16 protein-coding genes and 1 pseudogene are annotated in these 17,907 nt (G+C 71.3%); 15 read left to right on the forward strand and 2 right to left on the reverse strand.

Annotated features, from left to right (window positions below; all coding sequences use genetic code 11):
- The 4 genes from MB1_RS25980 to dapC all read left to right on the forward strand — a co-directional run bounded on the left by MB1_RS25980 (position 1) and on the right by dapC (position 2,200).
- On the forward strand, positions 1-156 hold the full coding sequence (locus MB1_RS25980) for a hypothetical protein (protein ID WP_169801612.1): 156 nt from the start codon (positions 1-3) through the stop codon (positions 154-156).
- Positions 153-617 (forward strand): hypothetical protein, encoded by a 465-nt coding sequence (locus MB1_RS07195; RefSeq protein ID WP_066905218.1) that lies wholly within the window; start codon positions 153-155, stop codon positions 615-617. Before MB1_RS25980 ends, MB1_RS07195 begins: the two co-directional genes overlap by 4 nt.
- Positions 618-779: 162 nt before the next feature.
- Positions 780-1,103 (forward strand): ferredoxin, encoded by a 324-nt coding sequence (fdxA, locus tag MB1_RS26295; RefSeq protein WP_066905220.1) that lies wholly within the window; start codon positions 780-782, stop codon positions 1,101-1,103.
- Entirely contained in the window at positions 1,100-2,200 is a 1,101-nt protein-coding gene (dapC, locus tag MB1_RS07205) for a succinyldiaminopimelate transaminase (RefSeq protein WP_281189882.1), read from the forward strand. The genes fdxA and dapC overlap by 4 nt, the downstream gene beginning before the upstream one ends.
- A 63-nt stretch (positions 2,201-2,263) precedes the next feature.
- On the opposite strand, the gene MB1_RS07210 is transcribed toward dapC, so the two are convergent.
- Positions 2,264-3,046 (reverse strand): TSUP family transporter, encoded by a 783-nt coding sequence (locus MB1_RS07210; protein WP_066905221.1) that lies wholly within the window; start codon positions 3,044-3,046, stop codon positions 2,264-2,266.
- Between the two features lie 237 nt (positions 3,047-3,283).
- Here MB1_RS07210 and MB1_RS07215 point away from each other — a divergent pair.
- Positions 3,284-4,234 (forward strand): annotated as a pseudogene (locus tag MB1_RS07215) (glycosyltransferase family 2 protein); the annotation flags it as partial.
- Here MB1_RS07215 and MB1_RS07220 read toward each other — a convergent pair.
- On the reverse strand, positions 4,149-5,729 hold the full coding sequence (locus tag MB1_RS07220; RefSeq protein ID WP_066905225.1) for a PucR family transcriptional regulator: 1,581 nt from the start codon (positions 5,727-5,729) through the stop codon (positions 4,149-4,151). The pseudogene MB1_RS07215 and the gene MB1_RS07220 overlap by 86 nt on opposite strands.
- 92 nt (positions 5,730-5,821) lie before the next feature.
- Between MB1_RS07220 and pruA the strand changes: the two genes are divergently transcribed.
- The 10 genes from pruA to fabD all read left to right on the forward strand — a co-directional run bounded on the left by pruA (position 5,822) and on the right by fabD (position 17,885).
- Positions 5,822-7,447 (forward strand): L-glutamate gamma-semialdehyde dehydrogenase, encoded by a 1,626-nt coding sequence (gene pruA / locus MB1_RS07225; protein WP_066905227.1) that lies wholly within the window; start codon positions 5,822-5,824, stop codon positions 7,445-7,447.
- A 1-nt stretch (position 7,448) separates the two neighbouring features.
- On the forward strand, positions 7,449-8,408 hold the full coding sequence (locus tag MB1_RS07230; protein WP_066905229.1) for a proline dehydrogenase family protein: 960 nt from the start codon (positions 7,449-7,451) through the stop codon (positions 8,406-8,408).
- A gap of 749 nt (positions 8,409-9,157) precedes the next feature.
- On the forward strand, positions 9,158-9,550 hold the full coding sequence (locus MB1_RS07235; RefSeq protein ID WP_066905231.1) for an acyl carrier protein: 393 nt from the start codon (positions 9,158-9,160) through the stop codon (positions 9,548-9,550).
- A 53-nt stretch (positions 9,551-9,603) separates the two neighbouring features.
- Complete coding sequence (locus MB1_RS07240) at positions 9,604-10,044, forward strand: 3-hydroxyacyl-ACP dehydratase FabZ family protein (protein ID WP_066905233.1); 441 nt, start codon at positions 9,604-9,606, stop codon at positions 10,042-10,044.
- The gene (locus MB1_RS07245; RefSeq protein WP_066905235.1) at positions 10,041-11,336 is read left to right on the forward strand and encodes a beta-ketoacyl-[acyl-carrier-protein] synthase family protein; all 1,296 of its coding nucleotides are present in this window, start codon (positions 10,041-10,043) and stop codon (positions 11,334-11,336) included. The genes MB1_RS07240 and MB1_RS07245 overlap by 4 nt, the downstream gene beginning before the upstream one ends.
- Positions 11,333-11,821, forward strand: coding sequence for an ApeI family dehydratase (locus MB1_RS07250; RefSeq protein ID WP_066905237.1), 489 nt, complete (start codon positions 11,333-11,335; stop codon positions 11,819-11,821). Before MB1_RS07245 ends, MB1_RS07250 begins: the two co-directional genes overlap by 4 nt.
- Positions 11,818-13,101 carry a beta-ketoacyl-[acyl-carrier-protein] synthase family protein gene (locus tag MB1_RS07255; RefSeq protein ID WP_066905245.1) on the forward strand — a complete coding sequence of 428 codons (1,284 nt, stop codon included), beginning with the start codon at positions 11,818-11,820 and terminating at the stop codon, positions 13,099-13,101. Before MB1_RS07250 ends, MB1_RS07255 begins: the two co-directional genes overlap by 4 nt.
- Positions 13,102-13,240: 139 nt before the next feature.
- The gene (locus MB1_RS07260) at positions 13,241-15,676 is read left to right on the forward strand and encodes a beta-ketoacyl-[acyl-carrier-protein] synthase family protein (RefSeq protein WP_066905247.1); all 2,436 of its coding nucleotides are present in this window, start codon (positions 13,241-13,243) and stop codon (positions 15,674-15,676) included.
- Entirely contained in the window at positions 15,673-16,836 is a 1,164-nt protein-coding gene (locus tag MB1_RS25985; protein ID WP_066905249.1) for an FAD-dependent monooxygenase, read from the forward strand. The genes MB1_RS07260 and MB1_RS25985 overlap by 4 nt, the downstream gene beginning before the upstream one ends.
- A complete protein-coding gene (gene fabD, locus MB1_RS07270) occupies positions 16,833-17,885 on the forward strand; it encodes an ACP S-malonyltransferase (RefSeq protein ID WP_157083942.1) in 1,053 nt (350 codons plus the stop codon). The genes MB1_RS25985 and fabD overlap by 4 nt, the downstream gene beginning before the upstream one ends.
- Positions 17,886-17,907 lie beyond the last annotated feature (22 nt).

Raw genomic sequence — 17,907 nt, forward strand, 5'->3', positions numbered from 1 at the left:
GTGAACTGGGATCTGCAGAACCTGATCGTGGCATTCGTGGACACGCAGAAGCCGCTGTTCGACATCCAGCGGCAGATGTATCTGGACGGGCTGCACGGGTTCGCGGCGGGGGCGTCCAACCTGTTGACGATGCTGGGTTATCCTCCGGTCCCATGACGTCCCCCGGCTCCTCCGAACCGGCCGCCGAGGCCCCGCCCGTCGAGTACGAGCCGGACGAGCCGCTGACCCGCGGCGCCCTGCTGCTGCGCGCCGGCATCCTGGGCTTCGACGGATTCCTCGTCGCCCTGTTCGCGGTTTTCTTTCTGCCCCAATGGATCGGGTCGGTTCCGTTCCCGATCAGCGGGCTGGTCGCGGGGGCCGCGAATGCCGGTCTGGTCGTCCTCGGCCTGCGGTTGCTGGGCCGGCCCCATGCGACCGCGCCGGTGATCGGATTCGGCATCGGACTGCTGCTGTGCATGCTCGGCGGACCCGGCGGCGACGTCCTGGTGCCCAACGACTGGCGGATGCTGGTGCTGGTCTTCGGCGGCCTGCTGCCGCCGGTTGCGGTCCTGTTGTGGTCCCGGATGCGGGCCGCGTCGGTGACCCTGTCCACCGACGGGCGTCCGACGCCTCGTTGAGTTCGCTGCGGCAAAGGGTTGTCAGCCCCGCCGAGCGCTGCTGTGATGGTTGCCGCCGAGCTAGGTAACCCTTTGTTGGAGGAGCGGGGCGGCAGTCGCGATACTGGGGTGACCGCCGGGTAGCCTCACCGGGCCCGCGGATAACCGAAGGAGAGCGCAGAAGTGCCTTACATCATCGCCGAACCATGCGTCGATGTGATGGACCGAGCGTGTATCGAAGAATGTCCGGTCGACTGCATCTACGAGGGCGGTCGCATGCTGTACATCCAGCCGGACGAATGTGTCGACTGCGGTGCGTGCGAACCGGTCTGCCCGGTTGAGGCGATCTACTACGAGGACGACGTTCCCGACCAGTGGGTGGGCTACGTCGCGGCCAATGTCGACTTCTTCGACGACCTCGGCTCGCCGGGTGGCGCGGCGAAGGTCGGCAAGGTCGACTACGACCCGCCGTTCATCAAGCAGCTCCCCCCGATGGGCGAGGATTGAGCCCCCGGGTTCCACCCCACACCCTGCTGCCGAGTTTCCCCTGGGACAGTTTGGCCGCAGCTCGTGAGCGCGCGCGTTCGCATGCCGGTGGGGTGGTCGACCTGTCGGTCGGCACACCGGTCGACCCGGTCGATCCGGTCATCCGGGAAGCGCTGACCGCCGCGTCCGAGGTGCCCGGCTATCCGACGACGGTCGGCACCGCCGATCTGCGGACGGCGATCCTCGACTCGGTGGCCCGTCGCTACGCGATGACCGATATCGACCCCGACGGGGTCCTGCCGGTGATCGGGACCAAGGAGCTGATCGCCGGCCTGCCCGCGCAGCTCGGCCTGGTACCCGGCAGCATCGTGCAGATCCCGGAGCTGGCGTACCCGACCTACGAGGTCGGGGCGCTGCTCGCCGGCAGCCGGGTGCTGCGTTCGGACACGCTCACCGACGAGACCCCGACGATGCTGTACCTCAACTCGCCGGCCAACCCGAGCGGGCGGATCCTCGACGTGGCGACCCTGCGCGATCTCGTCGCGCGGGCCCGTGACGCCGGGGCGATCGTCGTCTCCGACGAGTGCTACCTCGGGCTGGTCTGGGACGGGGAGGCGCCGTCGATCCTCGACCCGCGCGTCAGCGCCGGCGACCACACCAATCTGCTTGCGGTGCATTCGCTGTCGAAGACGTCCAACCTGGCGTCCTACCGCGCGGGATTCGTCGTGGGCGACCCGGCTCTCGTGCGCGACCTGCTCGAGGTGCGCCGGCACAGCGGCCTGATGGTGCCGTATCCGATTCAGGCGGCCATGGTCGCCGCGCTGTCCGACGACACCCACGAGAAGCAGCAGCGGGCGCGGTACGCCCACCGCCGCGAGGTGCTGGCGGCGGCGGTCCGCGCCGCCGGGCTGCGCATCGACCACTCCGACGGCGGCCTCTACCTGTGGGCGACCCGCGGCGAGAACGGTCGGGTGACCGTCGACCGGCTCGCCGATCTCGGCATCCTGGTCGCGCCCGGCGACTTCTACGGGCCGGCGGGTGTCGACCATGTGCGGATCGCGTTGACCGCGACCGACGAGCGCATCGCCGCCGCGGCGCAGCGGCTCACCGCGGCCTGACCGTAGGGTCCGGATCGACCGGACGCCGCCGCCGGCGCACCCCGGTGATCGGCGGCCGGTTCGTCAGCCCCAGAAGCCGAGCAGGGAACCGCTGATCCGGATGATGAACGCTCCGACGACGACGATGAACACGATGCGTACGAAGCCGCTGCCGAGCCGGACGGCGGTGCGCGCGCCGAGATAGCTGCCGGTCAGGTTGGCGACGGCGAGGACCGCGCCGACCGACCACATCACATGCCCGCCCGGGGCGAAGATCAGCAGGGCGCCGAGGTTGGTGGCCGCATTGGCGATCTTGGCCTGCGCGGACGCCTCCAGGAAGGCGTAGCCGAGCAGCCCGACCAGCGCGAACACCAGGAACGAGCCGGTCCCGGGCCCGAGGGCGCCGTCGTAGAAGCCGATCACCAGCCCGATCGCCATGCCGACCGCGATATGCCGCATCCCGCGGAAACGCAGCCGGGTCGCGTCCCCCAGGCTCGGCTTGAACAGGGTGTACGCGCCGACGACGATCAGCATCACCAGGATGATCGGGTTGAACGCCGACTTCGGGATCACCAGCCCGACCAGCGCCCCACCCGCGGAACCGGCCAGCGCGGCGGCCGCCATCGGAGCCGCGGTCCGCAGATCCGGCTTCACCCGCCGGTAGTAGGTGATCGAACTGGTGATAGTGCCGGCGATGCTGCCGAGCTTGTTGGTGGCCAACAGCTGCGCCGGGGTCGCGGCGGGAAATCCGATCAGCAGCGCCGGCAGCTGGATCAGGCCGCCACCGCCGACCACCGCGTCGACCCAGCCCGCCAGGAATCCGGCGGCGATGACCCAGGCGAGGGTCTGGGGGTCGAACACGTCCATCGGTTGTCCTGATTCTCGGTCGGGGCCCACCGGGAGCGCGGTCCGGGTCGGAGCGCGGCCGCGGGTGGGCGGCCCGACCGAAGGGCCGGTGGGCCAATGGGCACCCTAGCCCTCTTCCGTGCGCCCGCTTCGCCCGATCGCACCGGGCGACCGGGCGGACGGGATGAACCGGGCACGGTGTAGTACCTTGCCGCCAGGGGGTACTGGTCGGTCGCGTTAAAGCGCTGTACGGGAGGCCCACGGGTGACACCACATCTGGTTTCGGTGATCGTGCCGATGTACAACGCCGCCGACACCATCGGCGAGCAGATCGAGGCGCTGGTCGCCCAGGACTATCCGGGGGCCTGGGAGCTGATCCTCGCCGACAACGGTTCGACCGACGGCACGCTCGAGACGATCGCCCGCGATCACCCGGGTCTCGACGCGCAGATCGTGATCGAGGATGCCCGCCGCGGAGCCGCCCACGTTCGCAATGCCGCCGTTCGGCACAGTCGGGGCGACTTCCTGGCCTTCGTCGACGCGGACGATCGCGTCCATCCCGGCTGGCTGACGGAACTGGTCGCGGCCTCCGCCGGGGTCGATCTCGTCGCCGGCGATATCGAAACCGAGTCGCTCAACACCCCGGAGGCCCGCGCCGCCCGGCCGCTGGGTTCGCTGGCCTTCGTCTTCGACGAGCCGGACTTCCTGCCGTCGGCGTCGGGCTGCAATCTCGGCGTCCGGCGGGCCACCTTCGAGGCGATCGACGGGTTCGATCCCACCTTCGTCGTCGGCCAGGACGTCGACTTCTCCTGGCGCGCCCAGTTGGCGGGGTTCACCATTCGGTTCGCCCCGCGATCGGTGGTCGCCTATCGGCTGCGATCGGATCGGGACGGGATCTTCCGGCAGATGCGCGGATACGGTCGCGGGGAGACGAAGGCGTACTACCGCTACCGCAGGTTCGGCGCGCCGCGCATGCCGGCGCGGGCGAAGGTCGCCCTGGCATCCTTCCTGGTCCTGCGCAATCCGTTGGTACCGGCCGCGATCCGCGGTGTCAGCGTCGAACGGTGGTTCGCCGCACTCGGATACGTGGTCGGCCGCGTCGAGGAGGTGCCCCGTGCGCGGTTCAACGCGTCGGTGACCGATCGTGTACCCGGACGTGCAGGTCCATCAGCAGACGATCGCGCGGATCGGTTGTCGAGTGTCCGGTGAGTTCCTCGATCCGTCGCAGCCGATAGCGCAGCGTATTGGGGTGGATATGCAATTCGGCAGCCGCGGACCGGATATCGCCCGGATGGGCGAGGTAGGCGCGTAGCGCTTCGAGCAGCCGCAGACCCGCGGCGTCCCCGGCGAAGACATCCGCCATCCGCGGATCGCGCAATTCCGGACGCTCGGCGAGCAGGTCGACGATCTCGGTGACCAGCACCGCGGTGCGGGCGGCGGCAAAGGTGGACACCCGGGCGACGTCCGGGCCGCCGACGTCGAGCACACGGTCGAGTTCCCGGCGAGCCGGGGCCGCCTGCTCGTAGCCGGCGACCGCGGTGGCGATCGCCGCCCGCGACCGTGCCGCCGCCTCGCCGCGCTGGTGGTCGAGCACCCCGTTCGCCCAGGTCTCGAGCAGTCGGGGCGCGAGCGCCGCCGGGACGAGCACGTAGGCGCGGCCGCCGTAGCCGGTCGTGGTCGCCCGCGGATGCAATGCGCCGGCGCGCAGGGCGAGGGTGTCGATCGTCGGAGCCGGGGTGAAGGCGGCGACCGCGCACGTCCCGGCGGCGGGCAGGTCGAGCGCGGTGGTGAGTTCGGCGACGTCCGGGTCGTCGACGGTCAGGCCGAGCAGGGCCCGCACCTGATCGTCGTAGACGCCGGGGGAGCGCAGCCGCCGATCGATCAACCGGCCGGCGACCGCCGCCGCCCCGACCAGCACGTCGGCGGTATCCGGATCGATCGGACCGCGGCCCTCCTGTACCCAGATCGATCCGAGGAAGCCCGGCCGATGGATCCCGATCGCCCAGCGCGCCGCGATACCGAGGTCCGGACGCGCCTCGACCCGCACCACCGTCGGGCCGGCCCGCAAGCGGTCGAACACCCCCCAGGCCCGCAGTTGGGCCAGATACGCCGCGGGGCCCTCGCGCCCGAGGATCGACAGCCGTCGCAGTTCGTCGGCCTCGTCCGCCCCGGAGGCCGAGTAGGCCAGCACGTGCGAGCGCTCGTCCTCGATCGAGACCAGCCCTCCCGTCGCGGCGGCGGTCGTGCGGGCCAGCGAGAACAGGTCGCGATCGGTCGCATCGGCCCCGGCGCCGCCGTCCGCGGCGCTCGGCGCCTCCAGCAGTCGGCCGATCAGTCGATAGACCCGTTCCCATCGGGCCGATCGGTCGATGCGCACCACGGTGATACCGCGCCGGATCGCGGTCTGCACCACGTCCTCGTCCACCGAGACGTCCTTGACGAACAGGGCGGCCGGGCCATTGGGTGACCGGTCCGCCCGGCGCCGCGCCCCCGAGGTCAGCCAATCGGCGACCACCCCGTGCGGGACGCCGACCAGGACGTACAGGTCGGCGTCGCGGGCGCCGACCGACAGCCCCATCGTCAGATCGTCGGCGTCGACCAGGGCGGTGGTCGACACCCGGACGTCGAGATTCCCCGCGTCGGTCACCTCGGCGACCAGTGGACCGCCGAGCGCGGCCACCAGATCGCGCAGTGATACCGCCATACCGGCATACTAGTCCGATCGGCCAAATAGATCGGCATAGATTCTTCCGATCGGACAAGGTGTCGTGATCCTCGTCGCGGTTTCATGATCGTATGGATGCCGTCACCGTCACTCCCAGCCCCGTCAACGAGCCGGTCCTGAACTATGCGCCGGGCAGCGATGAGCGGGCCCGCACACTGGCCGAGGTCGCTCGCCTCGGCGCCGCCCCGTTGGACATCCCGCACGTGATCGGCGGGCAGCACGTCCACGGCGCGACCGGCGAGAAGTTCGAAGTCGTCGCCCCGCACCGGCACTCGCACGTGCTGGCGACCGCGATCGAGGCCGACCACGCCGACGCGACCGCCGCCGTCGAGGCCGCGATCGCCGCCGCCCCCGCCTGGCGGGCGACCAGCTTCGACGAGCGTGCCGCGATCCTGCTGCGCGCCGCCGACCTGCTGTCCGGCCCGTGGCGCGCCATCCTGGTCGCCGCCACGATGCTCGGCCAGTCCAAGACCCTCTACCAGGCCGAGATCGACGCCGCCGCCGAGCTTGCCGACTTCTGGCGCTTCAACGTCGCCTTCGCCCGCGAGATCCTCACCGAGCAGCCGATCTCCTCGCCCGGCGTATGGAACCGCATGGACCACCGCCCGCTCGACGGATTCGTCTACGCCGTCACCCCCTTCAACTTCACCGCGATCGCCGGCAACCTGCCGACCGCCCCCGCCCTGATGGGCAATACGGTCGTCTGGAAGCCGTCCCCGACCCAGACCCTGACCGCCTACCTGACGATGCAGCTGCTCGAGGAGGCCGGACTGCCGGCCGGCGTGATCAACATGGTCACCGGCTCCGGCACGGCCGTCTCCGATGTCGTGCTCGCCGACCCGCGCCTGGCCGGGCTGCACTTCACCGGATCGACCGCGACCTTCAAGCACTTCTGGCAGCAGATCGGCACCACTATCGACCGCTACCAGAGCTATCCGCGGCTGGTCGGCGAGACCGGCGGCAAGGACTTCGTGCTCGCCCATCCGTCGGCCGACCCGGAGATCCTCTCGGCCGCGCTGATCCGCGGCGCCTTCGAGTACCAGGGCCAGAAGTGCTCGGCCGCCTCGCGCGCCTATCTGCCGGAGTCGCTGTGGGCGACGATTCGCGACGATTTCCTGAAGACGGTCTCCGAACTGTCCTACGGCGACGTGGCCGATCCGACCAACTTCGGTGGCGCGGTGATCGATCGGCGCTCCTACGACAAGAACGTCGCGGCGATCGAGCGCGCGAAGGCCGCCGAGGGCGTCGCCGTGCACGGCGGCGCCTACGACGACTCCGAGGGATTCTTCGTGCACCCGACGGTGCTCGAGGTGCCCGCGGGTGACGAGGCGCTGCGCACCGAGTACTTCGGCCCGATCCTGGCGATCACCACCTTCCCCGACGAGGACTTCGACCGGATGTTCGCCGTGATCGACGGCGAAAGCCCCTATGCGCTCACCGGTTCGATCATCTCGCGCGAACGCGCGGCGATCGACCGTGCGATGACGGGTCTGCGTTCGGCGGCCGGCAACTTCTACATCAACGACAAGCCCACCGGCGCCGTCGTCGGCCAGCAGCCCTTCGGCGGCGGTCGCGCGTCGGGCACCAACGACAAGGCCGGCTCGCCGATGAACCTGCTGCGCTGGGTCTCCCCGCGCACGATCAAGGAAACCTTCGTGCCGGCGCGCACCCACACCTACCCCCACATGGAGGCCTGAGATGACCACCGTCACCGAATCGTTGGCCCGGCCCCTGCGCCCGGCGCTGCTGGCCGCCGCCCGCTCGCCGCGCCTCGAGCAGCTGGTCTCCCGCGCGAAGCCGACCGCCGCCCTGGCCCGCCGCTTCGTCGGGGGTAACGACCGCGTCGCGGTGCTGCCGGTCCTGCGCGAGATCCTCGCCTCCGGCCGCTACGTCACCGTCGACTACCTCGGCGAGGACACCACCGACCCGGCCGCCGCCCGTGCCACGGTCGACGAGTACCTGCTGATGATCGCCGACCTCGCGACGCTCGCGTCCGCGGACACCACCCCCGGCTCGGCTCGGCCGGTCGAGGTATCGGTCAAGCTGACCGCCCTGGGCCTGACGGTCGATCCGGACCTGGCCCGCCGGGGGCTGCGGGAGATCTGCGAGGCGGCGGCGCTCGCCGACGTCTGGGTGACCGTCGACGCGGAGGACGCGACCACTGCGGAGATCACCCGCACGATCGTCTCGGAGTTCTACCCCGAGTTCCCGACGCTGGGCCTCGTCGTCCAGGCCTACCTGCGCGATTCGGGTGCGGTCTGCCGCGAGCGCAGCGGCCGGCGAATCCGGCTGTGCAAGGGTGCCTACCGGGAGGCGGCCGATGTCGCCTACCAGGACGTCGAGGCGGTGAACGCGTCGTACCTGGGCAGCCTGCGGGAGTTGATGGCCGGGACCGGCTACCCGATGGTCGCCTCGCACGACCCGCTGATCATCGAGGCGGCCGACGGCTACGACCGCCCGGCCGATCGCTGGGAGCACCAGATGCTCTTCGGGATCCGCGACGACGAGCAGCGTCGGCTGATCGATTCCGGTTCGGCCGTGCGGGTCTACGTGCCCTACGGCACCGAGTGGTACGGCTACTTCATGCGTCGGCTCGCCGAGCGCCCCGCCAACCTGATGTTCTTCCTGCGGGCCCTCACCGAGCGTCGCTCCCGCTGACCCGCCGGGTGCACAACTGAACGACCCTCACACCTGCACGACCCCCAACGCCCCGGCGGACCCTCCGCCGGGGCGTTGAGGTGTCCGGGGGCGGGCGACGGCGACGCGGCGGTCGGGTGTCGGCGACGCGGCGGAGGGCGACCGGGTATCACCTCGGGCCGGGCTACGGTATCGAAAGAGGTACGCCGCCGGCATCCGATTGATTATTGAGTGATATCCAAGCTGTAGTGTGCTACGGCCGAATGCTCTTCTCGACCGTCCGGTGGAGGGTCGGCGCTCGCGGTGCCAATCATGCTGATGAACAGCCCTTTCGGTACTTCCGTGGGGGTTGGAGTCGGTGCGGGGATCGGTCGCCGACTCCCGCGGTGAGACCCGAGTAGGCCGTCGCGGACGCCCGGAACGGGCCGGTTTCGCGTCGCCGCGCACGGATGTCCGGGCGTTCGGGCGGGGTCGGCGTACCACTTTTGTCCGACGCGTCCGTCTTGCACGGTCCTCCGGCCGCGGATACCTTCATTTCCGTACCGAATGTCGGTTTTCCGGGCTCGGAAGCAGGCGCATGTTCCGCGATATCGCGGAAGCCTCGGGGTCGATATTCGGGGGAGATGATCCGGCAAGATCATCGACACACCAACGGGATTGCAGACCGCATGCGGGGGCTCCATCGTCGGGGTTTCCACCTCGCATGTGCTTACGGTCGGGGGTCGAGCGGCATCCGAGGGCCGCGGCGATACCCCGTCAAGGGGGATGTCATGAATAGCGCCACACTGGATACCGTTCGGGAAGCGGTCGCCGATGCCCTGGGCCTCGACCTCGAGGAGGTCGAGGCGGATTCGACTCTGCTCGACGAGCTGGGAGCGGAATCGATTGACCTGCTGGATATTCTGTACCGCATCGCCCAGTCGACCGGCACGAAGATCACCGTGAAGGACCTCGCTGCCTACATTCAGGGCGACGTTCCGGAGGGCGAATTCGGCGACGAGTCGACCGAGACGATCCTGCCGCGCGGCGTCGCGCAGCTCACCGCGGTGATGCCGCAGCTCACCGACGCCGACCTCGAGCGCATACGCCCCGCAAATGTGATGGCGTTCTTCACCGTTCGCAATCTCGGCGATCTGGTCTCCGCATACGCAGCCGCGGCCTGAGCGGCCGCCGCGCGTCCGAGGTCCATCGGCTTCCGGCCCTTCGGGAGGGTGAGATGCGGTTTCATTTGATCGATCGACTATTCGATATTCGGGTGGGGGAGTCCGCCCGCGGGCGGAAACTGATCACCAACGACCCGAGCGCTGTCGACCTGTCGGTCGTCGGCGGTCGCTATCCGGCCCCGCTGCTGCTCGAATCGCTCTGCCAGCTCGGCACGTGGTTCATCATGGCCTCGACCGAATGCCGCATGCGAGCGGCGCTCCTGCAGGTCGGCTCCGTGGAGTTTCACGGGCACGCGGTACCGGGCGATGTCGTCGAACTCGAGGCCGTCGTCCGGTCGATGACCGACGAGATGGCCGTTCTGTCCGGCACCGCCACGGTGGATTCCGCCGTGATCATGCGGGCCGACGACATCATGTGTGCGCTGCTGCCCGCCGATCGCCTCGATGATCCGGTGGCCTCCGCCCGCATCCTGACCACGTTGACCGCGTCATGAGCGCGGCGAGCGCGAGGGGCCGCCGTGTGGTGGTCACCGGCGTCGGCGCGGTCACCCCGGTGGGGGCCACGGCCGCCGCGACCACCCGGGCGCTGCTCGACGGCACCAGCGGGGTGGGTCCGATCGACCTGTTCGACGCCAAGCACTTTCCGGTGCGTATCGCCGGACAGGTGCGCGGCGAGGTCGGCCGCTCGGAATCATCGGGACTTCCGCTCTCGCGGGCGGGTGGTTTCGGCCTGTCCGCCGCCCGCGAAGCCGCCGAGCAGGCCCATCTCGAGGGCGCCGGTCCGCCGGCCCGGCGAGGTGTCTGTGTCGGTGCCACCGCCGGGCGGCCGTCCCTGGACGAGTTGGCCGAGATTTTCCACCGCCGGGCCACCGACGGACCGGTGCTGCGGCCCGCGCACGACGATGTGCTCACCCGTGATCAGAACACGGCCGCGGTCGCGATCGCGCGGGACCTCGGCTGCGCCGGGCCGGTGCTCGGACTGTCGACCGCATGCACCGCGTCGGGGCACGCGATCGGTGAGGCTTACCACGCGATCGTCGACGACGACGCCGACGTGATGCTCGCCGGTGGGTACGACAGCCTGATCACCTGGCTCGACGTCCTCGGCTTCTCCCTGCTGGGGGCACTGACCACCGAGCATCAGGACGAACCGGAACGCGCCTCGCGGCCCTTCGCCGCCGATCGCTCCGGCTTCGTGCTCGGCGAGGGCGCGGTGATGTTCGTCCTCGAGGAGCGCGATCACGCGATCGATCGGGGCGCACCGATCCTCGCCGAGATCGTCGGCTACGCCTCGACGATGAATGCCTACCGGATGACCGACCCACCCGAGGACGGCGGCGGGGTGACCCTGGCGATGGGCCGGGCGGTCGAACGCGCCGGCGTCAACGGTGTCGAGCGTTCCGCGATCGGCTACATCGCCGCGCACGGCACCTCGACCCCCGGCAACGACATCTGCGAAACCCGGGCGATCAAGGACGTTTTCGGCGACGACGCCGCCGGCCTGGCGATCAGTTCGGTCAAATCGATGACCGGGCACCTCACGGCGGCCGCGGCCGCCCTGGGCATGCTCGGCGCGCTCGCCGTGCTGACCGAGGGGATGGCGCCACCGACGATCAATCTCGACCGACCGGGGCCGGACCTCGACCTGAACTACGTGCCGAACGTCGCACAACCGGTGATCACCGACGCGGTGATGGTCAACGCGTTCGCCTTCGGCGGCACCAATGCCTGCCTGGTGCTTCGGCGGCACGACGGTCCGACCGGCCGGCGAGGGGAGGCGGCATGACGACCACCGACGATCTCGATCGTCCGCCGGTGACGCTCGGCGGACCGACCGGCGACGTCCACGGCGATACCGGCGCCCTCTTTGTCGTCGACCGGATCGTCGATCTGGTGCCGGGCGAACGGGCCGCCGGCGTGCGCCTGGTGCCGATGTCGCTGGACGTCTTCGACAGCCACTTCCCGCGCTTCCCGGTGTTGCCCGGGGTGCTGATCCTCGGCAGTGTCGCCGCGCTGGCGGCCCGCGTGCTCGCGGCCGCCGAGTCGGGGCGGTGGACCCTCGTCGGCGTGGGGCGGGCGCGGTACCGGCACTACGTGCGACCGGGGGACATCGTCGAGATGCAGGTGACGGTGCGATCGCTGCGCGACGGGCGAGCGACCTGCAGCGGGACGGTCGCGGTCGACGGATCGTCGGTCGCCACCTTCGGTTCGCTGACCCTTACGAACGAGGAATCGGCGAACGAGGAATCGGTGGACGGGGGCGCGTCGTGACCGCCCCGGCGATCACCGGGCTCGGCATCGTCAGCGCGCTCGGCGCCACCGCCGAACAGACCCTGGCCGCGTTGATCGACGGCAAGAGCGGGATCGGACCGATCACCGCCCACAACACCGCATCGCTGCGTACCCGCATCGGCGCGCCCGCGGTGGAATTCTCCGCTCGCGAGCACGTCGCCCATCGGCGCCTGCTGCGCAATATGACCTACTCCGACCTGCTCGCGGTGGTCGGCATCAGCAGCGCCACAATCGATTCCGGTCTGACGGCCGCGGATGGATTCGACGGCGACCGGGTCGGGCTGTACATCGGCGGCAACAAGGAGATCTCCGATCCGGCGAAGGTGATCGACGCGGTGCTGCTCGCCCGTCGACCCGACGGCAGCACCGACATGGCGGTGATGGGCGGCGCCGGCGCCGAGGCGTTCTATCCGCTGTTCTACGTCGAGGGTCTGCAGGCGGCGTCGCTCTTCCACGGCTCGGTCGGGCGCGGATTCCGCGGGGAGAACACCTACCTCGCCGGCGGGCCCGAGGCCGGGATCGGTGCGATCGGACGCGCGGCCCGCGCGGTGCGTCGCGGCGACGCGGACGCCGCGGTGGCCGGCGGCTTCGACGACCCCACCTCGTGGTGGGCGATGTCGAAGATCGATGCGACCGAGGTGATGTCGGGGTCCAACGACCTCGGACGGGAGGCGTACCGGCCCTTCGATTCCCACCGCGACGGCTGGGTGCCCGGCGACGGGTGCGCCTTCGTCGCGATCGAGGACCAGGGCCGCGCCCGGGCCCGGGGCGCGCGGGTACACGGCTATCTGACCGGGTACGGGACCGGCTTCACCCTCGATCCCACCGCGCGTGAATCGGCGGTGCAGGGGCTCGCCGCCGCCCTGCGGGGCGCGGCGGGCGACCGGATCGGCGAGGTCGACGCGATCGTCGTCGACGCACGGGCGGACGACGGTGACGTCGTCATCGCCGAGGCCATTCGGGAGGTTTTCGGTGATCGGGCCGCATCGATCATCGGCACCACCCCCGGGCCGGCGGTGGGGCACCTCGGCGCCGCCGCCGGAGCGTTTGCGGTGACCATCGCCGCGAAGGCCGTCGCCGATTCGGTCGTTCCCCCGATCCTGAATCTCGACCGGCCGGACGAACGCTGCGCCGGAATCGACTGGGCCGTCGGTACCGCCCGATCCACCCCGATCCGTACCGCTCTCGCACTCGGACGCGGCGACCTCGGACATCACGTCGCCGTCGCCGTATCGGCGACGGCGGACCGGTCGACCTGACCACTCGACCCGACGACCCACCTCCGACGACCCACCCCGACGATCCCCGCCGACACCGCAACGCCGGCCCGGGTCGACCCCTTCACCACCCTGCGATCACGGCACGAGCCGGCCGGCGGCCGGCACCTCGGGAGGAACAGTGCGTACCAACGGAACCGAAGACCAGCGCGCAGACGGCGCCCGGGCCCGCACCGACCGCAGCAGCGGCTACGCAGCGGCCGGCTGCGAGCGGGTCTCGGTGGTCAGCGTCGGCGCGATCACCTCGCAGGGTCCGACCGCAAAGGACCTGTGGGACGGCGTCGTTCACGGTCGGGTCGCGATCCGCGAGGTCGAACATCTCGACATGTCCGGCTTCCGTACCGCGATCGCCGGTGAGGTGCAGGCGGTACCGCGCCTGTCCGACACGATCGGATACCCCGCCGCCGCATCGGACCGCGCCTACGATTTTGTGCTCTCCGCCGCGGAGGAGGCGATGGGTGCGGTCACCGCCTCCGGGGTGGTCGACGTCCGCGAATCGATCGATCCCACCCGCTGGGGCGTGGTGATCGGGACCTGCAACGCCGGGCTGCTCAGCGCCCGCTCCTGGTACGTCGGACGGCGGGAGGGGCGCGCGGTCGACCCGCGGGTGCTCACCTACGTGACCCCGCAGGCGATCGCCGAGGCCGTCGCCGGGGTCTACGGCCTGCAGGGGCCGGTGCTGTCGCTCAACACCGCCTGCGCCGCCGGCGCCAATGCGCTCGGGCACGCCGCCGACCTCATCCGCTGGGGGCAGGCCGACGCGATCCTCGCCGGCGGCACCGACGCGCTCTCCGATGTGCTCGTCGCCGGCTTCAACGCCCTCGAATCGCTCTCCCCGCGACCGGCCGCGCCCTACTCCCGCAACCGGGAGGGCCTGAGCCTCGGCGAGGGCAGCGGCATGGTGGTGCTGATGCGGTCCGACCTGGCGGCCCGCTTCGCGCTGCCGCATATCGCCGAGATCGCCGCGCTGGGCCTGTCCGCCGACGGCTACCACCCGACCGCGCCGCGGCCGGACGGCTCCGGTGCCTCCCGGGCGATCGGCGCCGCCGTCGATGCCGCCGCGATCGGCACCGCCGAGGTCGGCTACGTCAACGGCCACGGCACCGGGACCCCCAAGAACGACGCCGCCGAAACCCTGGCGATGCGAAGGGCATTCGGCGCCGACGCCGACGACATCGCGGTCAGCAGCACCAAATCGATGATCGGACATCTGCTCGGGGCCGCCGGGGCGGTCGAGGCGATCGTCACCGCCCGGGCGCTGGCCGAACAGGTGGTCCCGCCGACCGCCAACTACGGCGAGGTCGACCCGGTCTGCGATCTCGACTACGTCCCCAACGACAGCCGGCCGATGTCGGCGTCGGTAGCGGTGTCGAACAACTTCGCCTTCGGCGGCGCCAACGCCACCCTCGTGCTGACCGACGGCACGACGACCGCACCCGCCGTCGAGACCGCCGAGCAGGTGGTCATCACCGGGATCGGCGCACTGAGCTCCGCCGGGGAAGGCATCGACGCCGCCCTGGACGCGGTGCTCCACCGTCGCTCGACCACCGTCGCGGTCGGCGACGATCGCATCGGTCGGGTGCCCTTCGATCCCGCCCGGATTCCCGCGAAGGTGCGGCGGCGGATGGACCGGCCCGCGATGCTGTCGCTGGTGACCGCCCGGGCGGCGCTCGACGACGCCGGGATCGACGTACCGGCCGACGGCGGGACGACGATCGACGCCGAACGGATCGGCACGGTCCTCGGCACCGGGATCGGCCCGATGGAGGCGATGGAGGCCTTCGCCGCGCCGCTCTTCGACCGCGGCCCGACCGCCGCGAGCCCGGCGGTCTTCCCGAATACCGTCTACAACGCCGCCACCGGGCAGGTATGCATGAACCTCGGCACCGTCGGCCCGACGACGACGGTGACCACCGGGCACACCGCCGGCGGCGCCGCGATCGTCTACGCCGCGGACCTGCTCGGCCGGGGGCGCGCGGACGCGATGCTCGCGATCGGGGTGGACACCCTCACCGACACCGTGATCGACGCCTACCGGGACCTCGGCCTGACCGGGGCGCGCGGCTACGCCCTCTCGGAGGCGGCGGTATCGCTGGTCCTCGAGCGGTCCGCCGACGCCCGGCGCCGGGGTGCGCCGATCCTCGCCCGGCTGCTCGGCCATGCGATCGCCTCCGACGGGCTGGGTGTCGCCCGCACCGATGTCACCGGAGCCGGTGTCGCCCGCGCGATCCGCTCGGCCCTGGACGCGGCCGGTGTCGCGGCCGACGAGGTCGTCGCGGTGTACTCGGCCGCCTCGGGGGTCGCGGCCGCCGATCGGGGCGAGGCGGCCGCGCTCGCCGATGTCTTCGGCGCCACCCCGCCGCCGATCGTCGATCCGCAGGCCCTGCTCGGGGTGCCGATGGGGGTCGGGCCGGCGGTCTCGGTTGCCGTGGCCGCGGCGTCCTGGCGGCGTTGGGATGCCCTCGGGCCGACGGTGATCCTCGGCGACTCCGGCGGCGGCACCCACCTCGCCCTGGTGATCGCCCCGGCGACCGGCGAGACGGCGGTGTCGGCGTGACCTCCGTGACCGTGGTCGGCGCCGGAGTGGGCGGCCTGACCGCGGCGATCGCCCTCGACCGCGCCGGTGTCGACGTCACCGTGATCGACCCGGCACCACACGCGGATGCGCTGGCGCTCGGGTCCGGAATTCACTTGTGGAGCAACGCCGTACAGGCGCTCGGACGGATCGGACTCGCCGACGACATCGCCGCCCTCGGCAACCCGATCGAGACGCACCGCTACCTGCGCGCCGACCAATCGGCGATGGGCATCTTCGATGTCGGCTCGGCCTCCGCCGCCCACGGCGCCCCTACGGTCGGCCTGTCCCGTCCGGTCCTGCACCGCCGGCTGATCGATGCGCTGGGCGTCGATCGCATCCGTTTCGGCGCCGCCGTCACCGCCGTGGAGCAGGACGATGCCTCCGCCACCGTCACCCTCTCCGACGGGGCGCGGATCTCCGGCGACGCGGTGGTCGGCGCCGACGGGGTCTCCTCGACCGTGCGCGCGGCGGTCACCGGATCGCCCGCGCCGCTGCGGTACTCGGGGCTGACCTCGTGGCGAGGGCTCTGCGGCTACGACCACCCCGCCCTGGACAAGCAGGCGATGCAGATCTACTGGGGTCGCGGCCTGCGCATGGTGATGTACCAGGTCAGTGGCGGCCTGCTCTACTGGCTCGCGCTGGTCAAGGCCCCGCCGCGCGGCACCGACCCGGTCGGTGGGGCCCGCGCGGCCGCCCGCGTCCACTTCGACGGGTGGCCGGAGTTCATGCAGGGTGCGATCGACGCGACCGAGGAGCCGATCGTGCACCGCGCGGACATCCTGCGGATGAGTCCGACCAACCGGTGGGGGAGCGGACGGATCACCCTGGTCGGTGATGCGATCCACGCGATGACCCCGGACGTCGCCCAGGGCGCCTGCCAGGCGATCGAAGACGGTGTGGCGCTGGGGATCGCGGTCGGCGGTGACCGGGATCTGCCCGCGGCGCTGCGCCGCTACGAAAAGGTGCGCCGCTCCCGCGCGGCCGGGCTGATGCGGATGTCGACGATGATCAACCGCCTCGGCGCGCTCGACGGTGCGGCCGGTGTGGGCCTGCGCGACCATCTCTTCCTGCCGGTCGTCTACCGGATGCAGGCGGCCACCAAGGCCAAGGGCTTCCTGACCCCGGCGCTGGGCTCGTGAGCGCGCCCGCCGCGCCGACCACGGCCTGGGTCTTCCCGGGGCAGGGGTCGCAGCGCATCGGAATGGGATACGACCTGGCGCAACAGTTCCCGGACACCGCCGGGGCGGTCTACGCCGAGGCGGACGAGATCCTCGGCTACCGCCTCTCCGACCTGTGCCGCAGCGGTCCCGAGGAGGTCCTCGCCCGCACGGAGTTCACCCAGCCGGCGATCTTCACCACCTCGATCGCGATCCTCGAGGTGCTTCGCCCCCGGCTGCCGCGGCCGGTGCTGGTCGCCGGGCACAGCCTCGGCGAATATGCCGCTCTGGTCGCGGCCGGGGTGCTCGACTGGCGGGTCGCGCTGTGCCTGGTCGCCGAACGCGCCCGGTTGATGGCGGAGGTCAACGAGCGCACCCCCGGCGGGATGGCGGCCGCGATCGGGCTCCCCGAGCATGTCGTGGCACGGCTCTGCGCCGAGGCGGCGGCCGCCGCCGGTGGAACCGTCGAGATCGCCAACCTCAACGACTCCGGCCAGACCGTCGTCTCGGGAACCGACGGCGCCGTCGACGCCTTCGTGGCCGCCGGCGGCGCCCTGATCTGCGGCGGGACGGCGGATTTCGGCGAGGACGCCAAGGTCAAGCGGCTGCGGGTGGGCGCTCCCTTCCACAGCTCGCTGATGGCCGAGATGGCGCGGCAGTTCACACCGATCCTCGACGACGCCCGGTTCGCCGAGCCCACCGTCCCGGTGGTGGTCAACGTCGAGGGTGTCGCCGTCACCGGGGCGGCCGAATTGCGGGCCGCACTGGCGCGGCAGCTGACCGGCGCGGTGCGGTGGGTGGCCACCATGGACACGATCGCCGCCGCCGGGGTGACCACCGTGGTCGAGATGGGCCCCGGGCGGGTGCTCACCGGCTTCTTCAAGCGCGACCATCCGCGGATCGACGGACGCTCCGCGGCCGACCTGCGGCGCGTCAACGGGCTGCTGCGCCTGCTCGCCGTCGACGGGGACGGTCCGGCGTCCCCGGATACCGCCGCGACACCCGTTGACCGGCTGCCGGTTTCGCCGTGACGCATCCACCGAAGGAAGAACC

Source organism: Millisia brevis NBRC 105863 (assembly GCF_001552615.1).
In the GTDB taxonomy this organism is placed as follows: Bacteria; Actinomycetota; Actinomycetes; order Mycobacteriales; family Mycobacteriaceae; genus Millisia; species Millisia brevis.